Origin of the sequence: Protaetiibacter sp. SSC-01 (genome assembly GCF_014483895.1) — a bacterium.
In the GTDB taxonomy this organism is placed as follows: domain Bacteria; phylum Actinomycetota; class Actinomycetes; order Actinomycetales; family Microbacteriaceae; genus Homoserinibacter.
On record NZ_CP059987.1, the window covers coordinates 1,454,721 to 1,467,312 of the forward strand.

The following is a 12,592-nucleotide window of genomic DNA, read 5'->3' on the forward strand; positions in this document are numbered from 1 at the left end:
CGGGAGGGTCAGGCGACGCTCGAGTACGCCACGATCCCCCGTCGCACGTCGTCGATCGCGTCGCGCGCGGTGCGGCCGAGCGCACCGTCGGCGACGATCGAGATCTGGTCGAGCAGGTCGATGACCTGCTTCATCCACCGCACGAAGTCGCCCGCCGCGAGGTCGGTGTCGCGCAGCACGGCGTCGAGGCGACCGCCGCGCGCCCAGCGATGGGTGGCGGATGCGAGAGCCGCCGAGAGCGGTTCGGTGCCGGGGAGCTTGCGGTCCTCCTCGAGGATGCTGAGCTCCGACCACGCCTGCTCGGTGCGACCGAAGACCTCCGCGAAACGGCCTCGCGGGTAATCGCGCACGATGCCGGCGTCCTCGCGGCGCGGCTCGTAGACGAGCGCGCTCACGAGGGCCGCGAGGGTCGGCGCGTCGACGCCGTCCCACAGCCCGCGCCGCAGGCACTCGGCGACGAGCAGGTCGCGCTCCCCGTAGATGCGCCGCAGGCGGCGCCCCTCGAAGGCGACGCCCATGCGTCCGTGCTCGTCGCGCTCGAGGTAGCCGAGCTCGAGCAGGAGCTCCGTGATGCGGTCGAAGACCTGCGCGACGGCGCCCGTGCGGCCGCGCACCTGCTTCGAGAGGCGGTCGGTGTCGCGCTTGAGGCGGAACCAGCGCTCCGCCCAGCGCGCGTGCGCCTCGCGGTCGCTGCACGCGTGGCAGGGGTGCTGCTTCATGCGCCGCCGCAACTGGTCGATCTGCCGCTGTCGGCGGTCGCGCTCGGCGCGCGAGCCCTCGTGCGCGCGCGACTGCTTGCGCTCGAGGTCGCTCAGCTCGCGACGGATGCCGGCGTACTCGCCGAAGTCGCCCAGGTGGCACCGCATCGCCTCGGCGTAGCCCGCGAGCGACTTCTCCTGCTCCCGGATCTTGCGGGCGAGGTCGACGACCGCCCGGTCGGCCTGGAACTGCGCGAAGGAGCTCTCGAGGATCTCGCGCGTGCGCTCCCGCCCGAACTGCTCGATGAGGTTGACCGCCATGTTGTACGTGGGGCGGAAGGCCGAATTGAGCGGGTAGCTGCGGCGCGACGCGAGCTGCGCGACGGCCTGCGGGTCGAGCCCCGCCGCCCACTGGATGACGGAGTGCCCCTCGACGTCGATCCCACGGCGCCCCGCGCGGCCCGTGAGCTGCGTGTACTCCCCCGGAGTGATCGGCACGCGCGCCTCGCCGTTGAACTTCTCGAGCTTCTCGAGCACGACCGTGCGAGCGGGCATGTTGATGCCGAGGGCGAGCGTCTCGGTCGCGAAGACCACCTTGAGCAGCTTGCGTTGGAAGAGCTCCTCGACGACCTCCTTGAAGGTCGGGATGAGGCCGGCGTGGTGGGCGGCGATCCCCCGTTCGAGGCCCTCGAGCCACGAGAAGTAGCCGAGTACGCCGAGATCCTCGTCGCGCAGGCCCGCGCAGCGCTCCTCGACGATGTGGCGGATCTCGTCCCGCTCCCAGCGCTCGGTGAGTTGCACATCCGACCGCAGCAGCTGCTCGACAGCCTGGTCGCATCCGTTGCGGCTGAACACGAAGAAGATCGCGGGGAGCAGGTGGCGGTCGTCGAGGAGCTTGACGACCTCGGGTCGTGCGATGCGGTCGCGCGGGACCTCGCCCTTGCGCTGGTACCGCCCCGCGTGCGGACCGCGATAGGTGCCCGGACCGCGGCCGCCCGCGATCGCGAGGCGTGCGAGTTCGGGGTTGACGCGCGGCGGGGCGTCGGGCGACTGCGCGCCGTCGAAGAGGTCGGCGAGCTTGCCGCGCACGAGCACGTGCTGCTGGAGCGGCACGGGGCGCCGTTCCGACACGATCACGTCGGTCTCGCCGCGCACGGCCTGCAGCCAGTCGCCGAACTCCTCCGCGTTCGACACCGTGGCCGAGAGCGACACCATGCGCACCTCGCGCGGCAGGTGGATGATGACCTCCTCCCACACGGGACCTCGGAAGCGGTCGGCGAGGTAGTGCACCTCGTCCATGACGACGAACGCGAGATCGCGCAGGAGCGGCGAGTCGGCGTAGAGCATGTTGCGCAGCACCTCGGTCGTCATGACGACGACCCGCGCGCCCGAGTTGATGTTGGTGTCGCCCGTGAGCAGACCGACGTTCTCGGCCCCGTGCTCGGCGGCGAGCTCCGCGTACTTCTGATTGCTGAGGGCCTTCATGGGCGTCGTGTAGAACGCCTTCGCCGAGCGCTCCGCGAGGGCGAGGTGCACCGCGAACTCCGCGACGATCGTCTTGCCGGCTCCCGTCGGCGCGGCGACGAGCACGCTGCGCCCCTCCTCGAGCGAACGGCAGGCCTCGACCTGGAAGTCGTCGAGCTCGACCGGCAGACTCGCGCGGAAGGTCTCGAGCTGCGGCGTGCGCGACCGCGCCTTGAACGCCGCGTAGCGTTCCGCGGGCGAGAGGTCGGCGTCGTCGCGAGGGGTCATGCGCCCGAGAGGCCCGCCTCGAACGAGGCCTGCCGTCGTGCGGCGACCCTGTCGTGCCAGAGGGCGATCCCGACGGCCGCGAAGTAGAGCACGACCATCGGCAGGGCGAGCAGGATCATCGAGATCGGGTCGGCGGCCGGCGTCGCCATCGCCGTGAAGACGACGATGATGAGCACGGCCCAGCGCCAACCCTTGAGGATCGTGGCGCCCTGCATGACGCCCGCGAAGTTGAGCAGCACGAGGAACACGGGCATGACGAACGCGACGCCCGTCGCGAGCAGGAGCTTGAGGATGAAGTCGACGTAGGTCTTGGTGTCGTAGAGCTGGGATGCCCCCGGCGGCACAAAGCGGAACATGAACTCGACGATGCGCGGGAGCACGAGCCAGCCCGCGGCGCAGCCGAGCAGGAAGAGCGGCACGGCCGAGAAGAAGAAGCCGAAGACGTAGCGGCGCTCCTTCTTCGTGAGTCCGGGCACGAAGAAGGCGAAGATCTGGTACAGCCAGACGGGGCTCGACAGGATGATGCCCACGACGATCGACACCTGGAACTGGATGTCGAGGGCGCCCGTGAGGCTCGAGAAGTTGAGCGTGATCTTGTCGGGGTCGAGTCCCAGCTCGTCGGCGATGTGGAAGACGGGACCGGAGATCGCCGCCCACGTGCCTCGGCCCGCGAGAGCTTCGGCCGCCCCCGGCACGACCGGCTCCAGCAGCTCGCCGAACCAGCCGAGGTCGTAGATCATCCACCCGAGGATGGTGCCCCCGAGCACTCCGAAGGCGCTCCGTGTGAGCCGCTTGCGCAGCTCGATGAGGTGCTCGGCGAGCGACATCCGCCGCTCGGGGTTGTTCTTGCGGGGATGCGTCCGGGTCGTTCCGGTCACGCGCCTAGGACTTGTCGGACGGCGTGCCGTCGACCGGCTTCGCCGGCTCGGAGGCGTCCGAGCTCGCCGTGCCCTCGGTCTTCGCGTCGCCGTCCGTCTTGATCTCGCTGCGGAAGATCTTGACCGACTGGCCGAGGCTCTTCGAGAGCGCCGGGAGTCGCGTCGCACCGAAGAGCACGAGGACGACGACGAGGATGATCAGCCAGGTCTGCCACTGGTTGACGAACAGGGGAAGCGTGTACATGGGAACGTCCTCGTCGGTAGGCGGGTCGGGGCAAGTCTACGCGTAGCGGGCGAGTCCGGCCGCGGCCCACTCGGCCACGGCGCGGCGCGCCTGCTCGGGCGCGACGACGCGCACCGTTCCGGGCATTCCGGCGATGAGTCGCTTGAGGCCGTGGTAGTGCGATACCCGCAGGGTCGTACGGATGCGGTCGCCCACCTCGCTCGTGAGCGCGCCGTCGGGGATGTAGTCGGCGAGCAGGCCGATGACCTCGGGCGCTGCCTCGATCGTCACCTCGAGGTCTTCGGCGGACGGCTCGAAGAGCGTGTCGGGAAGGCGCACCTCGGATGCGTCGTGCTCGATCGGCTCGTCGGTCACGACCATGTCGCTCATGCGGTCGAAGCGGAAGGTGCGGAGGGCCTTGCGCAGGTGGCACCAGCCGCGCAGGTACCAGTCGGAGTCGATCGACTCGACGCGCAGCGGGTCGACGTCGCGCTCCTCGCTCTCGCCGCGCGAGTTGAGGTAGCCGAAGCGCACGCGGCGGCCCTCCGCGACGGCGCGGCGCACGAGTCGCAGCACCTCGCTGTCGGGGTCGCCCGCGACCGCGAGCTGGCTCGGCACGCCGGAGGCGCCGCGCGACAGCTTCTCGACGAGGCCGCGGATGGCGACGCGGTCGGCGTTCTCGGGGAGCGACTGCAGGTACTGAAGGCCCGCGATGAGGGCGGCGGCCTCGCGTGCCGAGAGTCGCGGCGCGTCGTCGATCGCGACGTGCTGCGTGATCGCGATCTCGTCCTGCTCCTCGAAGGCGTCCCAGTCGATGTCGAAGAGGTCCTCGTGCTGGTACGTCGACGTCGACCCCGGCACCCCGCTCATGGCGACGAGCGACACCGAGCTGCGGATGTCGTCCTCGCTCACGCCGAAGTGCGCGGCGGCCTCCTGCACCGTCACGCGGTCGTGCTCGAGCAGCCACGGCACGAGCGCGAGCAGGAAGGCGAGCTTGTCGCGCGATCCGGTGGGCGGCACGGCGCGCGCCGGCACGCGGTGGCGCTTGTCAGCCATGGTCGGCCACCGTCCTCTCCAGGCGCTCGATCACGGCCTCGCGCAGCGCGGGCGGCGAGACGACGAGAACCTCGGGGCCGAAGCCCGCGAGCTCGTCGGCGAGGATCGCGAGGTCGACGTAGTGCACGCGAAGGATGCCGGGGGCGACCTCCTCGGTGCCGCGCCGGTGCGCGAGGCGCAGGGCCGCATCCGATCCGGCGCGCACCTCGATGTCGGCGATGCCGCGCTCCCACACGGCCTCGAGCTCGGCGAGCGAGCGGGCGGTGTGGTCGCCGAGACGCGGCGGTGCGGCCTTGCCCACGGTCACCTTGCCGACGATGCGCCGGAGCAGGAACGTCTTGCCCTCGCCCGTCGCGAGCTCCTCGGCCGAGAGATGCCAGCGCCCGTCGTACTGCACGAGCGCGAGCGGGATGACCTCGCGCGTGCGGGCGCGCTCCTCCCCCGGCTTGAGGTAGTCGAAGCGCACGACCTGGTGGCGGTCGATCGCCTGCGTGAGCGGCTCGAACGCGGCGTCGCGCAGCCGCAGGCGCGGCGCGTAGCCGAGCACGGGCTCGTCGGCCGAGATGCCGAGCGCGCGTAGTTTCACGAGGGCGCGACGCGACTCGGCGTTGAGCGAACCCTCGCGCCACGCCATCGCGGCGAGGCCGAGCAGCGCGATCTCCTCCGAGTCGAAGCGCACGTCGTCGGGCAGCTCGTAGGCGCCCTTCGGGATGCGGTAACGCAGGTTGTGGTTGTCGCCCGGCTCGCCGAGCGGCTCGATCGTCTCGAGCGGAACGCCGAGCTCGCGGATGTCGTCCTTGTCGCGCTCGAACTGGCGCTCGAGGTTCGCGTTGTCTCCGCCCGGTGTGTAGCGCTGCGCGTAGCCGCGGACGCTCGACAGGATCTCGGTCTTCGTGAGGCCGGACTCGGTCGCGAGCAGCGCGAGGACGAGGCTGAAGAGCCGATCCTCGACGGGAACCGGCGCGGGGGCGGGGTTCGCGCTCGTGGGGGCCTACTTCGCGACGGGGGCGGACTGGATGCCGACGACGTCGATCACGAACACGGTCGCCTCGTCCGTGCCCTCGGCGGGCGGGACGACCGCGAGCAGCTGCGAGCCGACGGGGAGACCGATGAGCGCGTCGAGGAGCTCCTCGGGGAGCGCCATCTCGCCCTCGCGCGCGAGCTCGAGCGTGTTCGGCGTGCGGCCGATATTCCACGTCGACGACTTCTCGGTGACGTCGGCGCCCTCGCCGGTCGGCCAGCTCCAGCTCGCGAGCTGGATGACGGCGAGGTCGCCCTCGGCGAGCTTCGCGCCCGAGCCGAGCTTGATGTTCGCCGTGCGGTAGTCGGTGGGGGGCTTCACACCCGACGGGACGGTGATGCCGACGGTGCCGTCGGGGGCCGTCACGACGACGGGAAGGCCGTCCTGCGGCAGCTGGTTGACGCCGTCGGCCTTGCCGAGGAAGACGTCCTGGACGTCGATCACGAAGACGAGCGAGCTGTCGGCGGCGGTGCCGACGTTGAGGCCCGTGTCGGCGGCGGTCGTCGTGAGCACGATGCGCTGGCCCGGCTGCGCGCACACGAGCGCCTGGGCGACCGAGGTCGGCTGCTCCTGCTGATCCGTGGTCTCGAGGCCCGCGCGGTAGCGCACGGCCTGCGTGCCGTCGAACGCGGTCTCGTTGATGAGGTCGCCCGTCGCCGCGTCGTAGACGGCCGCGTCGAAGTCGACGGTCATGCCGACGTGCGCCACGAGGCCCTCGCCCTCGTCGATCACGGTGCGCTGCGCCTCGGTCGAGACGAGCGGCGTGGGGATGGTGACGCGCGGCGCCGACCCGACGTCGCCCTTCACCGTCACGAGCGACGACGCGTTGCCGGGGGCGAGCACCGGCTCGCAGGCGTCGACGTCATCGGGCGAGGCAGCGCATCCGGTGAGCGCGGCGGAGAGCACCGCCACGACGGCGACGGAGCTGGCAAGCGCGGTGGTACGGCGCACGAGGCCTACTTTCACTGACAGGCGGCGGAAGGGGTGCACAGAGGCGAGAACGAGTCTACTGTTCCGTCGCGGCCGCACCCGACGCGCCCGGCTCGGTGCGTCGCGCGGTGCGTTCGGCGAGCTGCTGGGCGTCGCGGACGACGCGGCGGATGCGCTTGTCGGTCTTGTCGCGCACGCCGAGGGCGCCCGGCGTCCACAGCTCGACGTCCTCGTCGTCGTAGTCGGACTTCGAGGCGCGACGGGCCGGCTTCGGGAGCACGGCGCCCGGGGCGAGACGGCGCGCCGAGATGAGGAACGCCGTGTGCGCGACCATGCGGTGGTCGGGGCGGACGGCGAGACCCTCGACGTGCCACCCGCGCACGAGCGTCTCGGTCGAGCTCGGCTCGGTGTAGAGGCCCGTCGCGCGGATGGCCTCCGCGACGCGCGAGAGCTGGGTCGCCGTCGCGACGTAGCAGATGAGCACGCCGCCGGGCGCGAGGGCGTCCGAGACGGAGTCGAGGCACTCCCACGGCGCGAGCATGTCGAGCACGACGCGGTCGACGGTGCCGGGCTCGGCGGCGGCCGGGAGCTCCTCGGCGAGGTCGCCGATGCCGATCGACCAGTTGGCGGGGGTCTCCCCCGTGAACGCCGTCACGTTGGCGCGGGCGACCTCGGCGAACTCCTCGCGGCGCTCGAACGACAGCAGCCGGCCCTCCGCGCCGATCGCGCGCAGGAGCCAGAGCGAGAGGGCGCCCGAGCCGACGCCCGCCTCGACGACGGTCGCGCCCGGGAAGATGTCGGCGATCGCGAGGATCTGGGCGGCATCCTTCGGGTAGACGATCGCGGCACCGCGCGGCATCGACATGACGAAGTCGGAGAGCAGCGGCCGCAGCGCGAGGTAGGCGTCGCCGTTCGACGCCTCGACGACCGAGCCGTCCGGCAGGCCGATGAGCGCGTCGTGCTCGAGCGTGCCGCGGTGGGTGTGGAACTGCTTGCCGGACTCGAGGGTGATCGTGTGCAGACGGTTCTTGGGCCCCGTGAGCTGCACGCGGTCGCCGGCGGCGAAGAGGCTCATCGGGCTGTCTCCGGCGTCGTACGGGCGGCGTGACGGGCCGCGTGGCCCGCCAGGAGGTCGGCGGCGCGCACATCCGCGAGGCCGTCGGCGAGGAGCTCGTAGGCGGGGCTCGGCGGGATCGGCACGTGGAACGGCACGGCGAACGTCGTGGCACCCGACGCGACGGCGGCGGCGACACCCGGCTCGGAGTCCTCGATCGCGATGCAGTCCACGATGGGGGCGCCGAGCAGCTCGGCGGCGCGCAGGTAGGCGTCCGGGTACGGCTTCGGACGCTCGACCTCGTCGCCTGCGACGACCTCCTCGAAGGCCCGTCCCCCGAGCTCGCGCTCGAGCGCCGCGACGATCGTGTCGGCCATCCGGCGGATCGACATCGTCACGAGGACCGTGCGGATGCCGGCTGCGCGCACCTCCGCGAGCAGCTCGCGCGCCCCCGGGCGCCACGGCACGTGCTCCGCGATCTGGGTCAGCACGCGGTCGGTGAGGGTGTCGATGATCTGCTGCGGCTCGAGGCCGACGCCGCGCGACTGGATGATGAGCGCCGAGCTCCACAGTCCCTGCCCGACGAGCTCCATGCCGTCGTCATGCGTCCAGGTGCCGCCCCACTCGGTGATGAGCTCGGTCTCGGCAAGGAGCCAGTAGGGCTCCGTGTCGACGAGTGTGCCGTCCATGTCCCACAGGACGGCGGACGGGGATGCGGGGGCGGGAGTGCTCACGACCGGCAAGTCTACGGGCGCGGGACTACCCTGAGACCGACGCCCGGGTCGGGCGGAGAGGCGGAGCGGTGCAGGCAGAGGACGACTGGGGTCACGGCGGCTCGACGCTCGTCGTCGCCTTCGAGGGCTGGAACGACGCGGGTGAGGCGGCCTCGACGGCCGTCCGGTCCCTGCGCGAGCAGCTCGGCCTCATCCCCCTCATCGAGCTCGAGCCCGAGGACTACTTCGACTACCAGTTCAACCGCCCCGTGACGACCTTCGACGAGAAGGGCGAGCGGGTCATCGCGTGGCCGAGCGTCGTGCTCTCGGGGCCCGTCGACCGCGGCGAGGGCGTGCACGTGCTTCTCGGCACCGAGCCCTCGCGCGGATGGAAGACGTTCGCCGAGGAGGTGCTCGACGCGATCGCCGTCGCGGGCATCGAGCGCGTCGTGTTCCTCGGCGCGATGCTCGCCGACGTGCCCCACACGCGGCCGATCGCCGTCTTCGCGTCGAGCGAGAACGCATCCGTGAGGGAGCGCTTCGGCCTCGAGCGCTCGAGCTACGAGGGCCCCGTCGGCATCATCTCGGTGCTCTCGGATGCCGCGGAGCGCGCCGGGATACCGACCGTGTCGATCTGGGCGTCTGTGCCGCACTACGTGCACAACGCCCCGTCGCCCAAGGCGACCCTCGCGCTCGTCGAGCGCCTCGAGGACTTCCTCGACGTGCCGATGGAGCGCGGCACTCTCGTGGAGGACGCCGAGGCGTGGGAGCGCGGCATCGACGAGCTCGCGAGCGACGACGACGACATGACCGCGTACATCGAGCAGCTCGAGCAGGCCCGCGACACCGTCGACTCCCCCGAGGCGTCCGGCGAAGCGATCGCCGAGGAGTTCGAGCGCTACCTGCGCAAGCGCGACGGCGGCGAGCAGCCGCCGACTCCGTAGGCCGTCATGACTACGGCTGGAGCACGCCCGTCGACAGCAGCGCGATGAGCGCGCCGCCGAGCAGGATGCGGTAGATCACGAACGGCAGGAACGAGCGCGTCTCGAGGTAGCGCATGAGGAACGCGATGACGGCGTACCCGACGACGAACGCGACGACCGTCGCGGCGATCGTGGGGCCGAGGCCGTAGCCCGCGCCGCATCCGGCGTCCACGCCCGGCTCGCACGTGAACGCCGTGTAGGTCTCGTAGAGGCCCGAGCCGAAGACCGCCGGCACCGCGAGCAGGAACGCGAAGCGCGCGGCCGCGGGGCGCGTGTAGCCGAGCGCGAGTCCCGCGCTGATCGAGGCGCCCGAGCGGCTCACGCCGGGGATGAGGGCGAGCATCTGCGCGAAGCCGATGAGGATGCCGTCGCGGTAGCTCATCTGCTCGATCGGCTTGATGCGGCGGCCCAGGATGTCGGCGAGCCACAGCAGGATGCCGAACGCGATGAGCACGATCGCGACGATCCACAGCGAGCGGAGCGCCGTGCGGATGGTGTCCTGCAGGAAGAAGCCGACGAGCACGATCGGCACGGTGCCGATGATGACGAGCCAGCCGAGCCGCACATCCGGATCGCCCTTCTGGATGCCCGCCGAGCGCTTGCCGCCGCCTCCCGGCGCGAGCGAGCGGAACCACTTCCCGATGATGCGAGTGATGTCCTTCCAGAAGTAGATGAGCACCGCGGTCTCGGTGCCGAGCTGCGTGATGGCCGTGAAGGTCGCGCCCGGGTCGCCCCAGCCGACGAGGTCGCCGAACACGCGCAGGTGCGCGCTCGACGAGATCGGCAGGAACTCGGTGAGTCCCTGGATGAGGCCGAGGAGGATCGCTTCGAGGAAGTCCACGGGGTCCGATTCTGTCAGGGGCGGGGGCGGATGCCGTCCGCCGCGCGGATGACGCTCAGGCCTCGAGGAGCAGATCGGTCAGCACGGCGCGCCCGAAGGCGAGCGCGTCGAGCGGCACGCGCTCGTCGACGCCGTGGAACATGGCCGGGAAGTCGAGGCCCGGGCCGAGGCGCAGGGGTGCGAACCCGTAGCCCGTGATGCCGAGCTCGCTGAGCGCCTTGTTGTCGGTGCCGCCCGAGAGCAGGTACGGCAGCACCTCGGCCTCGGGGTCGTGGCGCGTGAGGGCGCCGACCATCTTGCCGACGAGCTCGCCCGAGAACGGGGTCTCGAGACCCACGTCGTGGTGCACGATCTCGACCTCGACGTCGGGGCCCGCGAGCTCGCGCAGCTCGGCGAGCACGGCATCCTCCTGCCCTGCGAAGGGCCGCACGTCGACGAGCGCCTCCGCGCGGTCGGGGATGACGTTGTGCTTGTAGCCGGCCTGCAGCACGGTCGGGTTCGACGTCGTGCGCACCGTGCCGCGCAGGAATCCGGCGGCGAGGCCCGTGCGCTCGATGAGCTCGGCGGGGTCCTCGTCGGGGCTCGCGGCGAGGATGCGGCGCACGCCGTCGAGCATCGCGCTCGCGGTCATGCCGAGCTGCACGGGCCACTCGTGGCGCCCGATGCGCGCGACGGCCTCCGAGAGCTTCGTGATGGCGTTGTCGCGGATGACGCGCGAACCGTGGGCGGCGACGCCGCGGGCGACGAGACGCACCCACAACAGCGCCTTCTCCCCCGTCTGGAGCAGGTAGGCGCGCTGCCCGCCCAGGTCGACCGAGTAGCCGCCGACCTCGCTGATGGCCTCCGTCGCGCCCCGGAAGACCTCGGGGTGCTCGGTCACGAGGTGATGCGAGCCGTACACGCCCCCGTTCTCCTCGTCGGCGAAGAACACGACGACGAGATCGCGGGCCGGGCGGCGGCCGGAGCGCAGGATGTCGCCGAGGCTCGTGAGGATCATGGCGTCCATGTCCTTCATGTCCACGGCGCCGCGGCCCCACAGCATCCCGTCCCGGATCTCGCCCGCGAAGGGGTCGACGCTCCAGTTGGCGGGGTCGGCCGGAACGACGTCGAGGTGCCCGTGCACGACGAGCCCGGGGCGCGTGGGGTCGGTGCCCTCGACGCGCGCGACGACGCTCGTGCGGCGCGGCGCGGCGTCGTAGAGGCGGGGTTCGAGCCCGAGGGCGCGGAGTTCGGCCTCGACGTACTCGGCCGCCTCCGTCTCGCCCTTCGAGCGGCCCCCGCCCCAGTTCGTCGTGTCGAACCGGATGAGGTCGCGGGCGATGCGGGCGGTGTCCTCGAGTGCGCCGTCCATGGCGTACACGGTACCCGGCCCTCTGTGTCCGCACTGCGGACGCCGACGTGGTTCGAGAGGGGTCGCGGACCGTGCTAGTGTCTATCTCCGGTCCTCCTGGTGAGGATCGGACTCGCGCGGGTGGCGGAATTGGCAGACGCGCTAGCTTGAGGTGCTAGTGCCCGTATAGGGCGTGGGGGTTCAAGTCCCCCCTCGCGCACGCGAGTCGAAGGCCCCGGACATCATGTCCGGGGCCTTCGTCGTTACCGGGCCCCACTGCATCCGCCGTACCCCGATAAGGGCGGAAGCTGTACCCCGTCTATAGGGGAGAGGGGACAGGTCTGCCCCCGGACTCGGGGTACGCGACGCGCCGCGCGCGTCTGTCTCCGCGCGGGATGCCGACGTAGCATCACGACACCATGAAACCCGGCCCGGTGCGGATGAGCGGCGTGCTGACGACCTGGAACGACGAGCGCGGATTCGGCTTCGTCGCCCCGGCCGTCGGCGGGCCCGACGTGTTCGTGCACATCTCCGCCTTCGGACCGGACGACCCGCGCCCCGCGCGCGGCGACGAGATCGGCTACGAGCTCGAGTACTCGCCGGAGGGCAAGCCGCGGGCCGGTCGCGCATCCGTGCTGGCGCTCGTCGGCGATCGCCCCTCCCCCGAGCCCCCGCCGCTCGCGAAGCTCGTGCCCACGAGACGCGCGAGCCGCCTCGGCTACCTCGCGATCGTCGGATTCGTCGGCATCGCGTTCGTCGTCGCGCTGATCCGCCCCATCCCGTTCTGGGTGTGGGTGCTCTACCTCGGCATGTCGTTCGCGACCTTCGTCGCGTACGCCCTCGACAAGCGGGCCGCGGCATCCGAGGGGTGGCGGCTGAGCGAGGGCTCGCTGCTCGCCCTCGGCCTCGCGTGCGGGTGGCCGGGCGCGATCGTGGCGCAGCAGGTCGTGCGGCACAAGACGGTCAAGATGAGCTTCCAGGTCGTGTTCTGGATCACGGTCGTCGTCAACGTCGTCGCGTTCGTCGTGTTCAGCTGGGTCGCGACGCTCGCGACCCCGGATGCGGCTCCCGCGCTCCCGCTGCTCCCCTAGCTCTCGGCCTCGGTGCCGACGT

The 12,592-nt window shown here is 71.5% G+C and carries 12 protein-coding genes and 1 tRNA gene; 3 read left to right on the forward strand and 10 right to left on the reverse strand.

The window, feature by feature from the left end; genetic code table 11:
- Positions 1–8: 8 nt before the first annotated feature.
- From H4J02_RS06895 to H4J02_RS06930, 8 genes are all read right to left on the reverse strand, one after another.
- Complete coding sequence (locus H4J02_RS06895) at positions 9–2,450, reverse strand: RNA helicase (RefSeq protein WP_187676333.1); 2,442 nt, start codon at positions 2,448–2,450, stop codon at positions 9–11.
- Positions 2,447–3,328 carry a twin-arginine translocase subunit TatC gene (gene tatC, locus H4J02_RS06900; RefSeq protein ID WP_316250709.1) on the reverse strand — a complete coding sequence of 294 codons (882 nt, stop codon included), beginning with the start codon at positions 3,326–3,328 and terminating at the stop codon, positions 2,447–2,449. Before tatC ends, H4J02_RS06895 begins: the two co-directional genes overlap by 4 nt.
- A 4-nt stretch (positions 3,329–3,332) precedes the next feature.
- Positions 3,333–3,572 carry a twin-arginine translocase TatA/TatE family subunit gene (gene tatA / locus H4J02_RS06905; RefSeq protein ID WP_187676334.1) on the reverse strand — a complete coding sequence of 80 codons (240 nt, stop codon included), beginning with the start codon at positions 3,570–3,572 and terminating at the stop codon, positions 3,333–3,335.
- A 36-nt stretch (positions 3,573–3,608) separates the two neighbouring features.
- The gene (locus H4J02_RS06910) at positions 3,609–4,607 is read right to left on the reverse strand and encodes a YafY family protein (protein WP_187676335.1); all 999 of its coding nucleotides are present in this window, start codon (positions 4,605–4,607) and stop codon (positions 3,609–3,611) included.
- Positions 4,600–5,286, reverse strand: coding sequence for a WYL domain-containing protein (locus tag H4J02_RS06915; RefSeq protein WP_316250710.1), 687 nt, complete (start codon positions 5,284–5,286; stop codon positions 4,600–4,602). Before H4J02_RS06915 ends, H4J02_RS06910 begins: the two co-directional genes overlap by 8 nt.
- Before the next feature lie 312 nt (positions 5,287–5,598).
- Positions 5,599–6,579, reverse strand: coding sequence for a hypothetical protein (locus tag H4J02_RS06920; RefSeq protein ID WP_187676336.1), 981 nt, complete (start codon positions 6,577–6,579; stop codon positions 5,599–5,601).
- Positions 6,580–6,634: 55 nt separating this feature from the next.
- Complete coding sequence (locus H4J02_RS06925; protein ID WP_187676337.1) at positions 6,635–7,633, reverse strand: tRNA (adenine-N1)-methyltransferase; 999 nt, start codon at positions 7,631–7,633, stop codon at positions 6,635–6,637.
- Entirely contained in the window at positions 7,630–8,301 is a 672-nt protein-coding gene (locus H4J02_RS06930; RefSeq protein ID WP_187676470.1) for an HAD family phosphatase, read from the reverse strand. The genes H4J02_RS06925 and H4J02_RS06930 overlap by 4 nt, the downstream gene beginning before the upstream one ends.
- Before the next feature lie 113 nt (positions 8,302–8,414).
- Between H4J02_RS06930 and H4J02_RS06935 the strand changes: the two genes are divergently transcribed.
- Positions 8,415–9,269, forward strand: a complete 855-nt coding sequence (locus tag H4J02_RS06935; RefSeq protein WP_262406259.1) for a PAC2 family protein — start codon at positions 8,415–8,417, stop codon at positions 9,267–9,269.
- A 10-nt stretch (positions 9,270–9,279) separates the two neighbouring features.
- On the opposite strand, the gene H4J02_RS06940 is transcribed toward H4J02_RS06935, so the two are convergent.
- Together H4J02_RS06940 and H4J02_RS06945 are read right to left on the reverse strand one after the other, a co-directional pair.
- Positions 9,280–10,149, reverse strand: coding sequence for an undecaprenyl-diphosphate phosphatase (locus H4J02_RS06940; protein WP_187676339.1), 870 nt, complete (start codon positions 10,147–10,149; stop codon positions 9,280–9,282).
- Positions 10,150–10,204: 55 nt separating this feature from the next.
- Positions 10,205–11,500 carry a M20/M25/M40 family metallo-hydrolase gene (locus tag H4J02_RS06945; protein WP_187676340.1) on the reverse strand — a complete coding sequence of 432 codons (1,296 nt, stop codon included), beginning with the start codon at positions 11,498–11,500 and terminating at the stop codon, positions 10,205–10,207.
- A gap of 114 nt (positions 11,501–11,614) precedes the next feature.
- Here H4J02_RS06945 and H4J02_RS06950 point away from each other — a divergent pair.
- Both H4J02_RS06950 and H4J02_RS06955 read left to right on the forward strand, forming a co-directional pair.
- Positions 11,615–11,699, forward strand: a tRNA-Leu gene (locus H4J02_RS06950).
- Between the two features lie 199 nt (positions 11,700–11,898).
- Positions 11,899–12,570 (forward strand): cold shock and DUF1294 domain-containing protein, encoded by a 672-nt coding sequence (locus H4J02_RS06955; protein ID WP_222942222.1) that lies wholly within the window; start codon positions 11,899–11,901, stop codon positions 12,568–12,570.
- Positions 12,571–12,592: the final 22 nt, after the last annotated feature.